Origin of the sequence: Stieleria marina, assembly GCA_007741555.1 — a bacterium.
Lineage (GTDB): Bacteria > Planctomycetota > Planctomycetia > Pirellulales > Pirellulaceae > K23-9.
Genome location: CP036526.1, coordinates 1,117,110 through 1,137,541 on the forward strand (window position 1 = coordinate 1,117,110; position 20,432 = coordinate 1,137,541).

13 protein-coding genes are annotated in these 20,432 nt (G+C 54.8%); 2 read left to right on the forward strand and 11 right to left on the reverse strand.

Annotation, left to right across the window (positions count from 1 at the left end):
- Positions 1–10: 10 nt before the first annotated feature.
- From K239x_RS04020 to serC, 6 genes are all read right to left on the reverse strand, one after another.
- The gene (locus K239x_RS04020; RefSeq protein ID WP_145416365.1) at positions 11–2,119 is read right to left on the reverse strand and encodes a flagellar biosynthesis protein FlhA; all 2,109 of its coding nucleotides are present in this window, start codon (positions 2,117–2,119) and stop codon (positions 11–13) included.
- A 382-nt stretch (positions 2,120–2,501) separates the two neighbouring features.
- Positions 2,502–3,179, reverse strand: coding sequence for a DUF2726 domain-containing protein (locus K239x_RS04025; protein ID WP_145416366.1), 678 nt, complete (start codon positions 3,177–3,179; stop codon positions 2,502–2,504).
- A gap of 364 nt (positions 3,180–3,543) precedes the next feature.
- Positions 3,544–5,031 (reverse strand): sulfatase family protein, encoded by a 1,488-nt coding sequence (locus tag K239x_RS04030; RefSeq protein ID WP_419189649.1) that lies wholly within the window; start codon positions 5,029–5,031, stop codon positions 3,544–3,546.
- Positions 5,032–5,130: 99 nt separating this feature from the next.
- Positions 5,131–7,377 (reverse strand): DUF4347 domain-containing protein, encoded by a 2,247-nt coding sequence (locus K239x_RS04035; RefSeq protein ID WP_145416367.1) that lies wholly within the window; start codon positions 7,375–7,377, stop codon positions 5,131–5,133.
- Positions 7,378–7,603: 226 nt separating this feature from the next.
- Positions 7,604–8,770 carry a phosphoglycerate dehydrogenase gene (locus K239x_RS04040; RefSeq protein ID WP_145416368.1) on the reverse strand — a complete coding sequence of 389 codons (1,167 nt, stop codon included), beginning with the start codon at positions 8,768–8,770 and terminating at the stop codon, positions 7,604–7,606.
- 138 nt (positions 8,771–8,908) lie between these two features.
- Positions 8,909–9,964 carry a 3-phosphoserine/phosphohydroxythreonine transaminase gene (gene serC / locus K239x_RS04045; RefSeq protein WP_419190048.1) on the reverse strand — a complete coding sequence of 352 codons (1,056 nt, stop codon included), beginning with the start codon at positions 9,962–9,964 and terminating at the stop codon, positions 8,909–8,911.
- Between the two features lie 340 nt (positions 9,965–10,304).
- On the opposite strand from serC, the gene K239x_RS04050 reads away from it, so the two are divergent.
- The gene (locus tag K239x_RS04050) at positions 10,305–13,913 is read left to right on the forward strand and encodes a bifunctional proline dehydrogenase/L-glutamate gamma-semialdehyde dehydrogenase (RefSeq protein ID WP_145416370.1); all 3,609 of its coding nucleotides are present in this window, start codon (positions 10,305–10,307) and stop codon (positions 13,911–13,913) included.
- Positions 13,914–14,138: 225 nt separating this feature from the next.
- Here the strand turns inward: K239x_RS04050 and K239x_RS04055 are convergent, their stop codons facing one another.
- The 5 genes from K239x_RS04055 to K239x_RS04075 form a co-directional block, all read right to left on the reverse strand.
- Entirely contained in the window at positions 14,139–14,669 is a 531-nt protein-coding gene (locus K239x_RS04055; protein ID WP_145416371.1) for an NYN domain-containing protein, read from the reverse strand.
- A 5-nt stretch (positions 14,670–14,674) separates the two neighbouring features.
- Positions 14,675–16,108 carry a lipopolysaccharide biosynthesis protein gene (locus tag K239x_RS04060; protein ID WP_145416372.1) on the reverse strand — a complete coding sequence of 478 codons (1,434 nt, stop codon included), beginning with the start codon at positions 16,106–16,108 and terminating at the stop codon, positions 14,675–14,677.
- Between the two features lie 160 nt (positions 16,109–16,268).
- Positions 16,269–17,087 carry a tRNA pseudouridine(38-40) synthase TruA gene (gene truA / locus K239x_RS04065; RefSeq protein WP_145416373.1) on the reverse strand — a complete coding sequence of 273 codons (819 nt, stop codon included), beginning with the start codon at positions 17,085–17,087 and terminating at the stop codon, positions 16,269–16,271.
- 30 nt (positions 17,088–17,117) lie between these two features.
- Positions 17,118–18,137 (reverse strand): aspartate-semialdehyde dehydrogenase, encoded by a 1,020-nt coding sequence (locus tag K239x_RS04070; RefSeq protein WP_145416374.1) that lies wholly within the window; start codon positions 18,135–18,137, stop codon positions 17,118–17,120.
- 90 nt (positions 18,138–18,227) lie between these two features.
- Complete coding sequence (locus tag K239x_RS04075) at positions 18,228–19,424, reverse strand: formylglycine-generating enzyme family protein (RefSeq protein ID WP_145416375.1); 1,197 nt, start codon at positions 19,422–19,424, stop codon at positions 18,228–18,230.
- Between the two features lie 574 nt (positions 19,425–19,998).
- Between K239x_RS04075 and K239x_RS04080 the strand changes: the two genes are divergently transcribed.
- A complete protein-coding gene (locus tag K239x_RS04080) occupies positions 19,999–20,352 on the forward strand; it encodes a hypothetical protein (RefSeq protein ID WP_145416376.1) in 354 nt (117 codons plus the stop codon).
- The last annotated feature ends 80 nt before the right edge of the window (positions 20,353–20,432 follow it).

Here is a 20,432-nt window from a genome sequence, read left to right on the forward strand (position 1 = left end):
GTTAGCTGGATTACGCGGCACTGGCTTGGCGATACAGGTCGATCACTTCGTGGGATTCGACGCGAGTACTGTTGGCGATTTCGTCGTACGACAAGACGTGCAACCAAGACATGGACGAACGTGTTATCTGACGAATCGCGGTTCGGATTCGCGGGTTCACCAAAATCACTGGCGGATGGCCGTCAGCAATTAGGTTCTTAACGGCTTCTTGAATTCTCTCGCAAGTGAGTTCTGTGGTTTCGAGCGCGAACAGTGGCAAAACTTTTGGATTTGCGTCATCGATCGATTGCGCAAGTTCGCTTTCCCATTGCGTATTGATGCGGACGGCGTGAATGACGCCCTGTCGGTCACGCAATCGCGCACAGATGGTTCGTGAAAGTCCTGTGCGAACGGCTGCACACAGTGCGATTGGATCGGCCGGACTCTCTGACAAGCGGGAAGCGTGGTCGCCCAGGATTTCCAGTATCAATCCAAGTTGGCGGATGGGAACCGATTCCTGAAGCAAGAGTTGCAAGACTTGCTGAACGTCGCTTAGACGCATTACATCAGGGATCAGTTCTTCAACGACTGTTGGCGATGTTTCACGAAGTTGTTCGATCAAGTGTTTGGCGGCATCGCGTGACAACAGTTCATCCGCATGAACCGTGCAAAGATCTCGTAGGTGATCCACCAAAACTTCGCAGGGCTCTTCGACAACGTAGCCATAGACCGCTGCCTGTTGAGCGTCGTTTGTGTCGATCCACTTTGCGCGATTTCGTGAGCGAAGATTGCTGGCGGGAGTTCCCGTGATTTCGCCGGTCGTCATTCCCGTGTCGATCGCAAGTGCTTTGTCGGGTTCCAGCGTGCCCGTTGCAACAACGTTTCCCAGGATGCGGATCGCATAGTCCTGTTCGTTCAGGGACGAATCATCGCGAACCCGGACTTTTGGCAAGATGATGCCGATGTCGGTCGCGATTGTGTTTCGTAACGCTGAAATGCGTTGCATCAGATCGCCACCGCGGCTCGGGTCTGCCAACCCGAGTAGCCCCATGCCGATCGACACTTCCATGGGATCGACGGACAGGTAATCCTCGGCCTGCTTTTGTCGCGGCTGATTGGCCGCGGCCGTCTCGGCGGCTAGTTGAGCTTCTGTGCTTTGGCGATCTTTGTCTGCCTGTTGTTGTTCATTGCGGTTCAGGACGATCGCCAGTCCGATGCAACCCATGCCAAGTGTGGCCATAGGAATCGTTGGCAAGTTCGTGACGATCAGCAGCAATAGGAACGCACCGGCAATGGCAAGTGCTTTCTTGTTGCCGAGCAATTGATGCAGAAATTGTTCACTCAAATTCGTTCGCTGCGCGCTTCGTGTGACGAGCAGACCCGCCGCTAGCGAAATCAACAGCGAAGGGATCTGGCTTACCAAACCGTCGCCGATGGTTAGCTTCGTAAACACCGCGCCTGCTTCAGCGATGGGCATGCCAGCGGTGACGACACCGATGTAAAGCCCGCCAATGATGTTGATAACCGTGATCACAATTCCGGCGATCGCATCACCGCGAACAAACTTGCTGGCTCCATCCATCGCACCATAAAAATCCGCTTGAGATCTGATTTCGTCTCGGCGACGGTGGGCTTCCGCTTCGTCGATAAGGCCAGCGTTGACATCCGCGTCGATCGCCATTTGACGACCCGGCATGCCATCCAACGCAAATCTCGCGGCGACTTCACTGATTCGAGACGAACCCTTCGTAATCACGACGAATTGGATCAGCACCAGAATGACGAAAATGATCAAACCGACTTCGATTCGATCGCCGGCGACGAATTCACCGAACCCGCGAATCACACCGCCCGCAGCATCGATCCCGTCGGTTTGTGCGGATGTCAGTATCAGCCGCGTTGTTGCGACATTGAGCACCAGTCGCGACAAGGTCGTAGCGAGCAATAAGGACGGAAAGACGCTGAACTCAAGCGGTGTGGCAACTTGGATCGTTGTCAGCAGGACGACCACGCCAACGGTAATGTTGGCGGCCAACAAGAAGTCCATCATCGCAGGCGGCAACGGCACCAGAATCACCACCAAACAGGCGATGATGCCGACGGGCAGCAAAAGGTCGCGATAGCGCGAGAAAATTTCCATTGACGATCCACGTTAGCAAACGACCTTTGAAAAAGTGGCCGCTGAGCGATGAACGGGGAAGGTACGAAATACGCTGGGCGAACGTCCAGACGAGACTCATGCTTCATGATTGCCTTTCCCCTAGGGAATTGGCGATCGATGGCATGTTTTACACGGTACAAAACCACGACGGCAGTTTCACGGTGCTGTTTCGCGCGGACCCATCAGCGACACTGCATCGGCGATAGAGATGCAAGCTCTCTTGCAGACGCCTACAGGTACAAGAACAAGATCAGTTCAGTAGCGTCGGGGTGGGAGATCTACCGGCCCACCTAACGCGGCCTTTTAGGAACAAAAGACAGTTTGCGAAGGCCTGCACACTCGCAAATCGCGAACAGGTGGCTTAAGCCGAGATCGTCTGCTCGACAAGGTTGGGCCGAACAGGGCTCGCTGGGAGGCCGGGCTGGAGCCTGGAGTCAAAGCTATGCGTCAGTGTCGTGGGCTGAGTTGATGAATCGCTTGCATTGCCCGAACGGTCTGTCATCTCAGTGGCGGATAATTCGCTGGTGACAACGCAGGCACTGACTTTTGGCAACAGAGCCTTCCGCAGTTCGTCCGAGCAGTAGTTTTTGCGAGCGTCGATTCGGAGCAGTTTGATACCGGCAGCCCTTAACGCTTGGGCAATGAAAGGATCCACGGGAGGTCGAGCTCCCGGCTTGTCCTTCGGATTGAGGACCAGTTGAACAGCGGCAATCGGCTGCATTGATGAAGGATCGCACAACATGAAATCGACGTACTTGCGATCCATTTTAATCGCGAGCTTCAGGTCCTTGCCTCCGTCACGCAGGGCCAAAAAATCAGAAAGCCGTGACTTGGCAAAGATTGCGCAGTCGGTCCCCATCGCATTGGCGAGGGCACGGTATAGCAGTGCATGAGACTCCGACAATACGTTTGCTCGCTGTGAAAGTGCGAGCGATTCGTTCGTTGGCAGTTGCTCCGCCGCATCGGATTCCGTCCCGCGACGCACGCGGCAAAGCCGAAGCGTCGCATCTAGCATTTGCGAATAGGAGTACCGTATCATTCCGGCCTGAGCTGCAATTGAAGAAGAGATCAGCGAAGCCAACGCTTGAATCGACGCGAACGTAGCTTCAAGGCGAACGTGTTTCGCTTGTGCGAAGTGAATTTCGCAACGGTCACGTTTCGATGGTAATGCTACCCGTGTGTTCGATTAGGTGACAACCGTATAAACGAGTGCTTAAGGTGATTGTTCACAAAAAAATCTGCGTGCAGGGGTGTTTAGAAACCCCGCATTAGTGCACCGCCCATTGGGCGAAACTAGCTTGTCGGTCGAGCTAGCAATTGGAGTTTCAAGCAGTGTAGGTATTGTCAGCTTGCGATAGCGCATTCGCCTTCGGGGGGCCACGACACATACGCAGGCAAAGCAATTACTTGATGCACTTTGCGATTGAACGCTCGATGTTTTCGTTACTCGCGAAAGGGTCGTTCGTTTTCTTTGCGTAATCTTGCAGGCTCGTTGCAAGCCGTTTGACGATCGCTTCTGTACCCGGTCTGCCATAGAAATTAAGTAGTTCATCCGGGTCTGTTTCGGAGTCCATCAACCAAGGCTGATCGTTCACCGAGACAATGAGTTTGTAGCGACGATCGACTGCTGCCATCCAGTTTGGACTTTCGCCGGCATTGCGCAGGAACGTAATGCGTGCCGATTGCGAATCGTCCGTGGTAGATAGCAGCCCGCTAAGATCTCGTCCTTCAAATGACTCGAGCGGTTGAATGCCGGCAAGTGATGAAACGGTTGGAGTAAGATCGACAGTGCCGACGGGATCACGATAGACGGTTCCAGCGGCGAAACGATCCGGATATCGAATCAAGAAGGGAACGCGAGCCGACCCTTCGTAGGGATTGCCTTTGTTAAGTCGATCGTGTTCGTAGCAAAGGTCGCCGTGGTCCGACGTAAAAACGATCACGGTCGAATCCAGTTGGTTGGTGTTGGTGAGCGTTTTCAAGATGCGTCCGATGTTGTCATCAAGACACTTTACCATTCCAAAGTATTTGCTCATTTGTTCGCCACGAAACGGTGGATGCTTTTTGGCGTTGCCCGAAAGCCAGCCCGGTTTGGCCATATCATCGCGGCCATAAGTTCGTGGCGGCAAAAAACGCAAGTGATCGTACATGTGATCGTACGGAGCGCGCACGGTGTTGGGGCCATGTGGATCGGGGTAGCTGATCACGGTCAAAAAAGGCGTTGCGTCGTCTTGCGAGATAAATTCGATCGCACGGTCGGTCAGGAAATCAGTCGAGAACGTTTTGGCGTCAGCCTGGTCGACGCCGTAGGACGGACGTCCCTTACCGTCTTTGGCCCCGACTCTTGGACCCTTGTCGGTCATTTGGAATTTCTTCCAATGGCCACGGTTGTACATGGCTGATTTGAACGTGAATCCACCATCAACTTTGGGCGACCATTCGGGCTTGCCAGTGCCAGCCAAGTGCCATTTGCCGACGAAAGAAGATCGGTAGCCCTGTTGATTCAGGATTTTGGCAATCGTGGGAATATCGTCGCGAAGCTTGAGGTCGTTTTTGGGAGCTCCCGTGTTGTGCGGGTACAGGCCGGTGAACATCGCAGCGCGGCATGGGGTGCACACCGGCGCCGTCGCGTACGCCCGCGTGCACAGGACTCCTTCATCTGCCAAACGATCGATGTGGGGCGTTTCGACGACGGCGCCGGGCCCCCACATTTCGGCTTGTTCTCTGTCCATTTGATCGCGGTAGCAACCCAATGTGCGAAAGTTGTGTTCATCCGTAACGATGATTAGGACGTTCGGTTTTTGTCCGGAAACCAAAGCCACATCCAGGCAGGACGCCGCCACGAGAATTAGCAAAGCGAGGCAGGGAAGATTGGATCGCGACGTTCGCATAATGTTGAATCGGGGACAGAGGAGAGGCAATGAAAAAAGCGAGCAGTCCAGGACTGCTCGCTTCATTGTATGTGAATCAAATGTCGAAACGTAAACTGACTAGCCAGCAAGAAGCTGAAACGAACCGAGCAAGCCCGCGGGGGCGGCATTGCCGGATTCGTCAAGGATGCGGCCTTCGTTTAAGGAGACAAAATACTCGCCTGCAACATAGCCGTTCGGCCCCGGAGGGAGAACGAAGAACTCAACCATTTCGTTGATGCCCGAACCGATGCCTCCAGCAAATCCCGAGAAACTTTGTTGGTAACCATTGGGTCCGGTGACCGTCACCGTTGGCTGACCATCGTTGGCGAACGAGACTCGCTCGATATTGTCCTGGTAGACCAGGCCAAACTGCACTTCGCCAATTTCGTTAATCTGAGCGGTGGTTGTCGCTAGTCGAGCCGTTGGCGGAATGGTATCGGTTTCGTCACCGATCGAAACCAAGAATGTGCCAAGGACTTGACCCGGTGCGACATTGCCCGCTTGGTCAGTCAGCGAGTTTGGTTCCAAGATGACCGTGTACTCACCGTTATCCTGCGTGCTCCAGTCGCGGGTAGGAGTTCCGGCTACTTCAGGAAAGATGCCATGCAGGGTGGTGATTTCCGTGACACCGTTTCCGCCACCGGTGAACGCCACGGCAATTTGGTCGTATCCGTTCGGTCCCGTCACACGAATCGAAGCGGGGCTACCCAGTCGCTGGTCGTCGTTGTATTTGACGATGAACGACAATGAGTCGTTGGCATTGTTGAATACCAGCGGAGGATTGTTGGGGTTCAGCTCAGCGGTCGGGGGCGTTGTATCGCCGCTCAAGTCAATGCGTTCCAAGCTGACCTGTTGCAAACGCAATTCGGACAAAGAGTCGCTGGGGGCTTCGCCTTGCCAAGCCCAGATGGTCGCGAAAGCGGTTCCCTTAGGAGCAACGAATTCGCGGTCGACTGCGGGCGATGATGCGTCCGAAGTGTTAGTGTCGATGATCAATTCACCGATCTCTACCCCTTCGGCGTTACGGAAATCGATTCCGACGCTGGCATACGGAGCTTGCTGTCCTGCATCGGATGCATAGAAGTTTACCACGGCATCGACCGAGAATTTGTACACGCCGCCTGCTTGGACATCGGCGACTCGCCAAACCGATGTCTCGTCGCCCGATGGAAGCACAAGCTCGTTGCGACTGGGGTCAACGTAAACCAGATCGTTTGGATCATTGTTGGTCCAATCGGCGCCGCCCCAAACTAGTGGTTCGTTGGCGCCTGACAGGTATTCAAAAACGCCATTGGCATGCAGCACTTGTCCACGCCCATAGCCATCCGCAACGCCGTCATCGGGCAGCCACGTTCCGGTGGAAAACGTCGTCGGTGATTCGGTCTCATAGAGGTTGCCGTCGATGACAATGTTGTCGACCGTCAAGTTTCGGTCGATTCCGTTTTCGGGTTGGTACAAATCGTTTTTGAACCGAATCGCAACACGATCCGCAGTGATCGATTCGTCGGTTACATACTCAAAGGGCTGCCACGTTGTGTCGGCCGTCCATGACTGGACGACGCCGCCATCGATCAACAGGTCAAACTGTTCCTCACCCGTATCACCCCAAGCATTGACGGTAATGTTCAGCGTGTTTTGAAAGCGATTGCGTGCAACGACGTCGAATGCGACGAAAGATTCCACTTCCCCTGACTTAATTTCAAAATCCCAGTCACCACCTTGCGAACGATCACCGGTCAAGTTGGTTGACGCAGCGACGTCAGCGCTCGTTAGCTTGGCAAGCCCCGCGACGAATTGAGCACCCGCCCTGCCCTGCCCCGTGTTACAACCGTAAAGCAAGATGTCGGCATCGGCGGTCAAGGCGTCTGACCAAACGCTGATCTGTCTGCTGCGAGCGGCAAGGGTTTTTCCATCGATCAGCTGATTGCCCAGCAGGACCGCACCGGATTGGCCATGGGTAACAATGTGAACTTGGTCCACGTTGCTGCGGTCTGACAGGACGCTGGAAATTTGATCAATCGCATCGCGCGAAGCGTCCAGCAACACGATCTCACTGTCGTTCGCTAATCCGTCGAGCAAGACGTCGGCATCATTGAGATCGCTATCGACAAAAACGATGCTCTGAGCCAAAGTCGTTTTGACGTTTACAACTTCGCAAGCGGGCGTGTCGGCGACGGCGGTGGCAACTTCCGCAGCAACACCAGCGTCGGCGGCAAGCATGATGCGAGGCTCCAGCAATTTCGTCTGCCACGAAATGCGTCCCAGCGATTGCGGAGTCGATTGTTTACGGCTTGCCGAATCGGATTTGGGCGTGCGGAAAAACATGGTGCTTCAACAAGAATGGGCGATTTGGGTAGGGCAATTTATAAGCCCATTACCTTATCCCATGCTAATGCAACCGGCAAGAATTTTCGGTTACAGAAATGGCGGAAAGTGGGCCATTCCCTTGCTGAATCACAAGGCTTTTGCCGTTTTCCATCACTGCCGATCATTCGCGTTTGGTGAATGAAAAGCAGTTGCAGTGTTGCTGCCAGGCTTTCTATGGAAACGTCTAGATGACGCGAAGTGACAGGACGCCTTCGATGCCTTTTAGGCTGACGACGGTGTCGTCAGACACTTCGCCATCAACATCGATGATCGTGTACGCGATGTCGCCGCGTGACTTGTTCAGCAAGTCGGCGATATTCAAGTTTGCTGTGGCCAAGATGGTTGAAATTTGGCCGACCATGTTGGGCACATTGGCATTGGCGATTGTGATTCGCTTGCCGCCGCCACCGCGTGGCATGAATGCTTCGGGAAAGTTGACACTGTTCTTGATCGTGCCGTCTTCCAAATATTCACGCACTTGGTCAGCGACCATGATCGCGCAGTTCTCTTCGGCTTCTTCGGTCGATGCACCCAAGTGTGGGAACGAAATCACTTTGGGGTGTTTCAGCAATTTGCTAGTTGGGAAGTCGATCACGTAGGCGTGCAAGTGACCGGTATCCAGCGCCGACAAAACGGCGTCGTCGTCACAGATGCCGCCGCGAGCCAAGTTTACAATCACACCGCCTTTGGGCATCATCGCGATTCGTTGAGCGCTGACCAATCCCCGAGTTGCATCCAAGAGTGGCACGTGAACCGACACGGCATCGCACTTGGTGAATACCTGGTCGATGCTGACCGCTTTCTCGACACCGCTGTCCAGTTGCCATGCGCTTTGTACGGAAATCTGCGGATCAAACCCGACGACTTTCATGCCCAGTGACAACGCGGCGTTGGCGACTCGCAATCCAATGGCGCCCAATCCGATCACGCCCAGTGTTTTGGACGGTAGTTCGTAGCCGACGAAGTTCTTTTTGCCTGACTCAACAGCTTTGGAGATTTCGTCGTCGTTGCCCGATAAGCCAGCCGCGAATTGCTGAGCGGGCGTGATGTTTCTCGCTGCCATTAACAAACCGGCGACAACTAGTTCTTTCACTGCGTTGGCGTTAGCACCGGGCGCGTTGAAAACGGGAACGCCTTTGGCACTCATTTTGTCGACCGGAATGTTGTTGACGCCAGCACCCGCGCGACCGATCGCGACGACCGATTCAGGCAGTTCCATGTCGTGCATTTTGAACGAACGCAACATGATTGCATCTGGCTTGTCGACTTCCGAAGCGACTTCGTAAGACTCGCTGGGAAGACGTTGGAGACCTTTGCCGGAAATGTTGTTGAGCGTTTGGATTTTGAACATGGGAGAAGTCTGGGAGCAGGGAGAGTTCGGGGTGTTTTGTGTGAACCGCAGGCGTTTGCCACGGGCCTTGTCATGCACAGGTCGGGGGAACAACGAGTGGCCGCGGCGAGAGCCAGCGGCTGACAACAGGCGTTCGATCTAGCCGTTCTTCGATGCGAAATCGTTCATGAAGCTGGCAAGTGCTTGGGCGCCTTCGGTGGGCATCGCGTTGTAGATGCTCGCACGGATTCCGCCGACACTTCGGTGTCCTTTCAGAGCCGACAGTTCGTGTTGCCCGGCTTCATCGACAAACTTTGCCAGTAATTCGTCGCTGGGCAAGTTGAACGTGACGTTCATCAACGATCGTGCTTCGGTCACCGCATGGCCTTTGTAGAAGCCGCTGTTGTTGTCAATCGCGTCGTAGAGCAACTGTGATTTTTCGCGATTGATTTTCTCCATCGCAGCGAGTCCACCGATGTCTTGTTGCAACCAACGGGCGACTTTACCCAGCACATAGATTGCGAACGTCGGTGGTGTATTCCATTCCGAATCGGCTTCGGCGTGGTTCTTGTATTGCATGTAACCCGGGAGCGTCGCACTGCCACGTTCGAGCAAATCCTTTCGCATCACGGCGACGGTCACGCCCGCGGGGCCTGCGTTCTTCTGAGCACACGCGTACATCAGGCCGTACTTGCTGATGTCCAATGGGCGGCACAGAAAATCGCTCGATGCGTCGCTGATCAATGGCACACTTGACGGAACGGTGGGTTCGTCAGCGAATTGCACGCCATGGATGGTTTCGTTGCTGCAGTAATAAAGGTACGCAGCGTCGTCGCTGATGTTGTACTGATCGGCCGAAGGCACGTGGTTGTAGTTGCTGTCGGCCGCGTCATAGACGACTTCAAAATCGCATTCCTTTTTGCCTTCGTTGACGGCTTTTTTGCCCCACGTTCCCGTGGTGATGTAGTTGGCCTTTTTGCCGGTGTCCTTGGCTAAGTTTGCCGGGATCATGGAAAACTGCAAAGCGGCTCCGCCTTGCAAAAACAGCACGGCGTAGTCATCGCTGATGTTTAGCAACGACCGGATTCCATTTTCAGCATCATGCAAGATGTCAATGAAAATCTTGTTGCGGTGACTCATCTCCAGCAGCGAACAGCCCGCGCCGGGCAAGCAGAGCATTTCGTCCTGGACTTCTTTCAGAACTGAAAGCGGCAAGGCGGCGGGACCGGCAGAAAAATTGAAAACGCGCTGATCAGTCGCTGTGGCACTCATCGTTTAGCCATTTCGTAGGAGAGGCAGTTTAAGGTCAAGCGATCGTATCCATATCGTCAATACGGATCGATTCGATGGCCTTGGATTCTACGCTTCTGACCCCGGGGGCGGAAGGTTGCGAAAACGCCGCGAAAAGACAATTCGGCATCGAAAGCGTTCGACAAAAACGCGTCAAACTTGTAACAATCGTGAAGCCGCAGAACGGACTGCCCGTAGCGGATGGGTAGGTCAGGGATTTCCACCCTAGTAGCGAGCCAACTGCCTTGGGGAATCGAACGAAATTATGACGACACCACCAGTACGCAATTCTGACCAATCAACCGCGGGCCGAGCCATTGAGCTGGCCGCCGAATTGCTCAGGGAAGCGATTTCGCTGCAAACCCCGCAGGAACGCCGCCAGCAGGCCGAGTTGGACCGGATGGTGGAAAGTGCCGAGGACAAAGCGACGATGGTCGAAATGACCGACCAGGCATTTCGAACGCATACTCCCGCGCGGGTTGCGGACCAATTGACGCACCTCTTGGATGTCCAAGGCGTGCCGCGATTTTTCAGTCCGGTCGAACAGGCCATGCTGAAAGGATTTCAATCTTTCGGCGAATACTTGCCCGGCGTAGCGGTGCCGTTGGTCAAAGAGAAGATGCGGCGTGAGACGGCCAATGTCATTTTGCCGGCCGAACCGGAGTTGCTGGCCGAGCACTTGAAAGCCCGTCAGGCCCACGGCGTCAGCATGAACGTCAACTTGCTGGGCGAAGCGATCTTGGGCGAAGAAGAAACCAAGCGGCGAATGCAACAGTGTTTCGAAGCGTTGCGGATGCCGGAAGTGAAATGTCTGAGCGTCAAGATTTCCACTGTTTACAGCCAAGTGTCTGCGCTCGCTCGTCAACACACGATTCGCAAAGTATCCGATCGGATGGAAACGCTGTATCGCACCGCGATGCAGGAAATCGATCCCGACACTGAACGTGGCAAGTTCGTTTATTTGGACATGGAGGAATATCGTGATCTGTATCTGACGGCCGAAGTCTTGCAAGAAACGCTCGACCGAAAAGGTCTCGATCAAGTTCGCGCCGGCATCGCGCTGCAGGCGTACGTCCCCGATTCAGCGCGTGTGATGCGAGACTTAATCGATTGGTCAGCCAAACGAGTTGCCGCCGGCGGTGAACCATTGACGATTCGATTGGTCAAAGGCGCGAACATGGAAATGGAGCGTGTGCATGCTTCAGTGATGGGGCATCCGCAAGCACCGTACGAACAAAAAACGGAAACGGACGCCAACTACAAACGGATGCTTCGAGAATTGATCGACGCTGCAGCGAACCAAAACTTGCGTGTCGGCGTTGCATCGCACAATTTGTTTGACGTCGCATTGGCTTTGGTGTGGACTGCCGACCGCGATTTAGGTGACCGCATCCAAATCGAAATGCTTGAAGGGATGGCAAATCATCAGCGCCGTGCTTTGACCGAGCGTGGGTCAGACATGTTGCTTTACGCTCCCGCATGCCGCCGAGATGGTTTTCTTAATGCGATCGGCTATTTGATACGTCGTTTGGACGAAAATACGGGGCCGCAAAACTTTCTGCGTCATGCTTACCGGTTGCAGCCAGGCACGCCCGAGTTTGATTCGCTGGCAGATGATTTTCGCCGATCCTTTGCGTTGTCCGAATCGATCAGCGATGCACCGCGGCATGAAGGTTCCCGTTTTGACGAACCCACGCATCCCAGTGTTGCTCCGCATTGGTCTTTGTTGGTCAACGAACCTGATACGGATTGGTCGATCCCCGCCAACGCTGACTGGGCGTCCAAGCTACTGGAAACTTGGCAAGCGAAATGCAATGACGCAGCCACCACGATTCCGCTGGAGATTGGCGGCCAATCTTGCGACGGCGAAACGACCATCGAATCAGCTGACCCGTCGCGCCCGGATGTGGTGATTGCCCGTGCGAAGCTCGCTTCGGTTGACCAGATTCGGCAAAGCGTGACGATCGCAGATCAAGACAAGAGCGGTTGGCGGTCGTCGACAATCGAGCATCGGCATGCACTGCTTCGCGCGGTTGCGCAAAAGTTGCGTGAGCGTCGTGGCGATTTGATGGGCGCGATGGTCGCCGATGGTGGCAAGACGGTTCCACAGGCCGATCCAGAAGTCAGCGAGGCAATCGACTTTTGCGAATTCTATCCGCTGACCGTTCGCGAATGGTTGCAGCATCCCACCATCCAGTTGCAGCCGCGTGGTGTGGTGGCTGTCATTACTCCTTGGAATTTTCCGCTGGCCATTCCCTGTGGCGGAATTGCGGCGGCTTTGGCTGCAGGCAACACGGTGATTCTGAAACCTGCCAGCCAAACCATTTTGACCGCAGCGCTGCTTTGCGAAGCTTTCTGGGATGCCGGTGTGCCCAAAGACGTTTTGCAATTGGTGCCCTGCTCTGGCAAAAATGCTCAAACAGGTTTGGTCGAAAACCCGTTGGTTGACACCGTGATTTTGACGGGAGGCACGGAGACCGCCAAGCGAATGTTGTCGGTTCGTTCGGATCTGCATTTACTGGCAGAAACTGGTGGCAAGAACGCAACGATCGTGACGGCCCTGGCGGATCGCGATCAAGCGATCAAGCACGTGATCTCTTCTGCGTTTGGCCATGGCGGTCAGAAGTGCAGCGCAACGTCGCTGCTGTTGTTGGAAGACGAAGTCTTTCACGATGAAACATTCCGCGACACACTGGCCGACGCTGTCGAAAGTCTTCGTGTCGGTTCGGCTTGGGATTTGTCGACCAGTGTTGGTCCGCTGATTGGAGAACCCAGCGAGGAACTGACGCGTGGAATGAAGACGCTTCAGGACGACGAATCATGGTTGGTCGTCCCGGAGCACATCGACGACAACCCGAATCTGTACCGCCCCGGTGTGAAATGGAATATCCGCCCAGGCAGCTTCACGCATCTAACCGAACTGTTTGGTCCGGTGCTCGGTGTGATGCGTTATTCGCGATTGGAAGAAGCGATTGAGATTGTTCGCAGCACGGGCTACGGTCTGACCAGTGGTATCGAGAGTCTGGACGACCGAGAAGTCGAACTTTGGCAGCAGTCCATCGGAGCGGGCAATCTTTACATCAATCGCCCCACGACGGGCGCAATTGTCTTGCGTCAACCGTTTGGTGGTGTCGGTCTAAGTGCTTATGGTCCGGGCGTGAAAGCCGGCGGGCCTCACTATGTACTGCCGCTGATGCAAGTCGTCGATGGCAATGCGACCCTTCCCGTTTCGGACGCTGAACACGACGAACTTGATCGAGTGCAAAGTTGGGTGGAAGTGTTTGAAGAAAGCGGGGTGATGTCCACCGAATTAGCCGACGACTTGCAACGCGTTGTTGGCAGCCAACGCGCCGCAGTCGATGCCGAATTTTCGCGTGAACACGACACGGTGCAATTGGTCGGGCAAGATAACTTGCGTCGCTACCGCCCCGTACGAGCAATGACGATTCGTGTCGATGCGCAAGAACAACTTCGTGACGCGCTCGTTTGCGTGACGGCCGCGGTGGCTGTTCGGGCTCAGGTCACATTGTCGATCGATCCTCGTCTGCCTGAAACGATCAAAGAACTGCTGCAGTCGCCCGCTGACTACGTCCCTGGATTGGTGGAACCACTCGAAGAAACAATTGCCCAGCTCGCTGCTCGCGTCGTCGGTGGCGATGTGAAGCGTTTGCGAGTGCTGACGTCCGACACCGACTATACGGGTTTGCAGAAAGTTTGTGCCGAGCAGTTTGTCACCATGATTTACGAACCCGTTCTTAGTGATGGTCGAATCGAATGTCTGCGGTACCTGGATGAACAATCGGTTTCTAATGACTACCACCGATACGGAAACCTGGGCCGCAGGGCCAACGAGCAGCGAAGCGACGTAAAGTAGCCATCACTCTCCGAGTGATGCAGCCCGACCGAACGGTGAAAGGTTGTTGCGATTTGGATCGTAGAGACGGGTGTCGGCTGGTTGGTCGTTGGTGCGATCCAAAGGGATTGCGATGGAGGGCACAAAGTCGGGCTACGTCAGTCTCCGAGTGATGCCGCCCGACTGTGCGGTTGCTGGTTTGTTGCGATTGGGATCGTAGGGACGGGTGACTGATGGCTACGGTGCCTAGTCGTCGAAACCGAACTCTTTCATCCAGTCGCTGACATTGTCTTGGCTCAGTTCGATGGACGGCTTTTCTGAATCGGCACTCCACTGCCCTGCCCCGTTTGGGCGTTTAACGGCAAGACGCACTCGATTGTCCAGCAAATCATCCAACCAAGGTTCCGAATCAAAACACGTCGCGCCTCGGCGTTTGGCGGCGGCTTGAACACGGTGATCTGACGAAACGACGCCAAGTTGTTTGGGAGAATGATGCGCGGCGATGGTCTCTTCGATCAAATCGTCGGCTTCGGGAAAGTCAACAGCGAAGCGGATTTGGATGCCTTCGATTTCGTATTCGCTAGGGCGATCACGCGGCGGATTGGCCGCATCAAAGATAACTCGCGTACGTGCTCGCGTATTGGCGTCCAGGTGCTGAACGAGCCGGTCGATTAATTGCATCCGTTCGCGATGCAACCAGTTCGGATCGGTGTTTCGCGACGGAGGCGCGACCGGCGAAACCACGTTGTATCCGTCGATCAGCAATAAGAGCGACATGATGCTCAGGTCGTGGAGGGTTCGGTGGCAGCAGGTCGACCCGATTCAGATCGGTAGGCGCGAATCAAAAAGAAGAGACGACATAGCATAGTGCCAGCAATCGAGACGACGAAGCTGCGGGCCGCGGTTTCCAGAGTACGATCGGAGAATGCAAGATTTGCGACGATCAAAATGACCAGCCCCACGACCGCCGCATAGAAACTCTCGAACGGACGATTTGCTGCTAGCAGCCCACTGGTCAAAACGAAACTAAGCCCCAGGAGTGGCATTGCCAAGCCAAGGGTCGCTGTAATCCTGTTGACTCCATCAAAGTTGTCGACGAAATACTGAGCATACTTGGGACCGAAAAAGAAATCCGTTAGCTCATCGCCGAAGATGAACAGAAAACCAGAGAAGCAAGCGAGCACGCCAACCACCAGTATTCCGTACTGTAAAAGAATCTTTCGGAGTCCCACCCAGCCATCACGAACAAACTCCTGAGCGGCGCGGGGGGCCAGGATGCTGGCGATGCCAAGCAAGAATGGGTTGGCGAGAAGGACGACTGTGAAGCAGGCAAAGAACACGCCCGCTGCGGCTTCGTCGACTGCAAACGTCAGCACCCAGACGCACATGTACATGGTCAAAACGGAGCAAACATTTTCGCCTGCAACCCAACGCCCGTAGCGAAAATTCTCGCTCACTTGCAGCGTCGTCGATCGGCTTGCGAACTGAAACTCACTGCGGTAGATCCACCACCAAATTGCCAAGCCGAATGCGTTGACACTGCCAATCGTCACGAACACTGAGATGGCGCTAACGTTTGCGGCATACACCAATCCGAATAGGGCTGCCAAATAACAAGCCGCAAACAGGATCTCCATCCAGACCGATGCAACGACTTGCAAGTTTGCCAGGAGCCAGCGTCGAGAGAACTCTCGGAGTAATTGCAGCGGAGCCAATGCGGCGGCGGCGACCAGTGCGGCGCCTAGTTCGGGTTTCAGGATTTGAAATCCCGATTGGATTGCGATCAACACGCCGGTGGCTGCTGCGATCAATCCGATCACCAACACAGACGTGATCAACATGCTGCCGGAGAAAAGCGAACGCTGGTCGTCTTTGCGATTTTGATTGAAAACCGTCAACGGTGTGGTCACAAATGCTTCGTGCAGTCCGACCAAGATCATGAGCACGCCGAATGCGCTGGAATAATACCCAAGCTGTTCCTCGCTGCCCGAACCAAAACGGCCACCCACGGTCATGGAAGTCAACAACCGTGTGATGCTGAGAATTGCTTGGGCGGCCAACGCCCAGAAAACGGTCATGGGGAGGCGGCTGACGAGCGATCGTCGCGCGACAACAGGCTGTCCAGTGGCTGCGAGCGAATCCACCGGTATACCGTCCACCGAAGGAGTCACCTCCGGCTGGGCCGAATTATCGTTGACGGTGGAATTTTGGGACATACTGGATTTGAGAGCTGTCGCTGTCTTGAGACCATGCTGACTATAAACCGCCTCGTGATGGAGACAATCCAAATGCCGACATATTGCGAGTCAGATTGCAGATCCGATGGAGTAGGAAGTGGTTCGGATCATCATGCCGCTCGCGAACCTCTGGTAATGGTTAATTCGACAAAGAGTCCGCCGGAGGGGACGCGGAATTGTCGGGATACTCAACAAATTTGAGAAATAGTCCCTGAGGAGGTGCCGTTTGCCCGGCGAGGTCGCGATTTTTGGCAGCGAGCACGTCGGGGATCCACTCAGGCGGCTGCCGTCCTCGCCCGACTTCGACCATGGTTCCAACGATGTTGCGAACCATGTTGTACAGAAAACCGTTTGCTTCCACCTCGATGGTCAACCGTTGGCGAGGCGTGGCGGCTTGGTTTGCTTCTGGACTGAGCTGTTCGACAAAAACATCGCAGGCGTAAACGTGGCGAACGGTTGATTTGCGGATCGCACCGGCCGCTTGGAAACTTGCAAAGTCTTGTTCGCCGACGATGTACGTTGCAGCTTGGCGAACCAAATCGGGATCAATTTTGTGTTTCAATCGCCAGTGGTAACGGTGCAGGTACACATCTCGTGCACCCCCCAATTGCAATTGGTACCGATAGCGTTTGCGGGTTGCATCGCGAATGGCATGGAAGTCATCGTGGACTTCGACGGACTGAGTTACCACGATGGTCTCAGGCAAGAACGTGTTTACGGCACGCAGCAGACTTGCTGCATCGGCGGGCCATGACTGGATTTTGCAGTTCGCGACTTGCGCGATTGCGTGAACGCCCGAGTCGGTCCGCCCGCTGCCAATGACCTTGACCGATTCACCTGTGATCTTGCGAATTGCTTTTTGCAACTCCGTTTGGATCGTGGCTTGGCCCGGCTGGGTCTGCCAACCGGCGTAGTCCGTGCCGTCATAAGCGACGGTAAGTTTGAAATTGCGCGACATGCTGCTCGATTGGGTGCGAGACTGTCGCGACTACTTTGCCGCCGCGGCGCTGCGTTTGACAAGCAGCTCCGCAATTTGCACGGCGTTGGTCGCGGCACCCTTTCGCAAGTTATCGCTTACGCACCAAAACGCAATGCCATTGCCACCGCTGATGTCACGGCGAATTCGTCCGACGAACACGTCGTCTTTGCCTTCGCAGTCACGCGGCATCGGATACTGTTGATTATCCAGGTCGTCGACCACCGTGATCCCCGGTGCGTCTTCGAACAGTCGCCGAGCTTCGATCGTGGTGAGCGGTTTTTCGGTTTCCACCAAGATCGATTCGCTGTGTCCGATCGCAACCGGAACACGGACCGCTGTTGGGCAAACCTGGATGTTTTCGTCGCCCATGATTTTGCGAGTCTCGTACACCATCTTCATTTCTTCGCTGGTGTAGCCATCTTGTTTTTCGGAACCGATTTGAGGGATCAAATTGAAACCGATCGGATACTGAAACGTCTTGGGCGGATATGTCTTGCCGGTCAACGCGCTGCGAGTGCTGTCGTTGAGTTCTTCGGTGCCAGCCAATCCTGCACCGCTGGTCGCTTGATAAGTGCTGACGACCACTCGTTTGACGCCGGCGGCTTGGTGAAGCGGCGCAAGTGCGACGACCATTTGAGTCGTGCTGCAGTTCGGGCTAGCGATGATTCCTTTGTGGTTGTCGATCGCATCGGGGTTTACTTCGGGAATGATCAACGGAACCGTTGGATCCATACGCCAGTAGCCGCTTTCGTCGACCACGACGGCGCCTTCTTCGACCGCGTAGGGAGCGAAGTCGCGCGAAATTTCATCGGGCGTACTGGCGATCACCAGGTCGATGTTCTTAAAGGCACCCGGGGCCAGCAATTCGATCTTGATTGACTCGCCGTTGACACGAACTTCTTTGCCGACGGATCGCTCCGAGGCGAGGAGCTTCAATCGCTTGTAGGGAAACTTGCGTTCCTGAAGCTGTTGAAGAACGATACGACCAACGGCACCGGTGGCACCAACAAGAGCAAGAGTTTCGTACACGGCTAGAGTCTTTTGTCTAACGGACCTTCAGTCCGCTGGTGAGGAAAAGAAATCGGTATCTAAGCTTAGGAGCGGCGAAGAACGAATGGATCAGTTGTCTTCCAGGGCTTTGGCTGCTTTGGGAAGGTCTTTGTCGACCAAACCGAATCCGCCTCGTCCGCCAACCACACGGGATTCGACATCAGCGATCACGTCTTCAGCACTGGCCTCCCAGAACTTGGTGATCTTGTCTTTCGCCAGGGGTTTGTAGGATCGGAAAAGGCGAAAACCAACACCGCGTGCAGGGTCGCTGGTGAACCACCAAGGACTTTTGGGAAAGTTCGGGTCTTCTTCTTTCCACTCTTCGTCATCGCTAGCCAATCGAGCGGCAGCGCGAAGCTCGGGGGGATCTTTTTCCCAACTGCCACCACGGACGACTGCCGGGTAGGACTCTTCGGGCCATTTGACGACCTCGGTTGCATTGATCGGTTGTTTGTCCGCAAACGCTGCGTAGCCGTCTTCGGTGTAAGCGTTGACGGTCCATTCATACGCACTGCCTAGCATGTCATGCAGGCCATACGCGTTGGGTTTCTTGGAACCGACTGAAGCAGGGCCATCGTCCGAGTTGTCAAAATTCCAAGCGTAGTCGTCGATGTCGTCGGCTGATTCGCCCCAGTAATAAGGCGTCGTGGTTCCACCGCGTGCGGCGTACTCCCACTCAGCTTCGGTGGGCAGTCGCAGTTGCTGGTCAGTCACAATGCTCAGCCACTTGGTGAATTGTTGAGCCGAGTACTGCGTCATCGTCACCGCAGGTTGATCGGGTTCTTCACCGTACTCGTACGTGAAGCTTGGGTCGTACAGTTCGGTGGGCGCGGTGATCGCGTCGACTTTGTTGTCGTCGTTTACTTTGCGTTCGCCGTTGGCTTCAAACGTTTTGAAAATTCCGTACAGCTTCATGTACTCTTTGTACTGAGCCCAATTGATTTCGGTCTTCATCACCCACATCGGATCGACGACGACTTCGATCTGGGGACCTTCATCGTCGTTGCGGTCGGCTTCGGATTCTGGACTGCCCAATTTGAACTTGCCACCAGGAACCGGCACCATTTCGATCTTTAGTTCCGTGCCCGGGATCATGAAAGCGTAGGGCACCATAAAGCCCTCTTCGACTTTGACCGAGGGCCCATCGGCTGGCTTTTCTTGGGCAATGCCCAGCTTGGATCCCGAAGGCGCCTCGGCACTGACAGGTGCGGCAAGCAGCAGGGCAGCGAAACAGACAATCGCGGATACAACAGAACGACGCAGCATGATCAGTGTCTTTGGGGGAAGGTGAAGGTGGAGGTGGGAATAAGACAAGCGTGAGAGCACAAATTCCAGGGGCGATCGACTTCTCAAGGTAGCTGTTTGCAAGCGACCAGAGAGCGGTCTCAGCCTACATCGCGAAAGTGCTTTGGCCTCGGGCAAATTCAGAAACGGTTCGATGGCTTATGAATTTAGCTTTTGCAGCACCAATATTATAGGCAGCAATCGCCTTGGCTTGGAAAAGGATTCTAGTTGCGGAAGACCATCGCGGCGCCAAAGTTACCTAAGTGCCCGCAAATCCCGCCTCACCGGGATCTCAGGTCGCCTAACTGTCGCTCAAGACTGTCGCAAGAGTCATGCGCTACCTCATGCTGTCCGAGTTTCCTTTTGGGGCCGGCAAGACACCGCACACCAAGGCTCTGCTCTTAGGGGCATGCCTTTGCGAATTTTGTAACTGCTTACCGATGAGCCTAGCGAAGACACATTGGCCGGAAGCTGGGTTTTGAACCGTCGCTTGAAATTCGGCTATCTTGTTCATCCATTTCATTTCGCTGACGACTCACCACCGAAGTCAGGTTTTATGAACACGCCCGTTGCTTCTATCCTGCTTTTTATACTCGCATCGGTTTTCGGTGCGGTCGGACAGTTTCTGTACAAATCGGGAACCGACCCGGCAAGCGGGTCGCTGATCAGCTATGTCATGAACGCTCGGATTTTGGGCGGTGTCGTTTGTTACATCGCCGTGATGATTTTGTTTGTCGCTGCGTTTAAGCGAGGTGGCGAACTGTCAGTCCTGTATCCGATCTATGCCAGCACGTTTGTTTGGGCGTCTTTGATCGGTCTGTTGGCGTACGGCACACCAATCAGTCTGGTAGATGTCGGTGGAATGGTGCGGCTGTTTGCAGGCATGTTTCTGATGGGGTGGGGACATTGAATGATTCAACACAGAGCGATTCAACATCCAGCAAGCCGTCGAGTGATAACCGGCGCCCGCTGAAAACGCGCGGCTGGGCG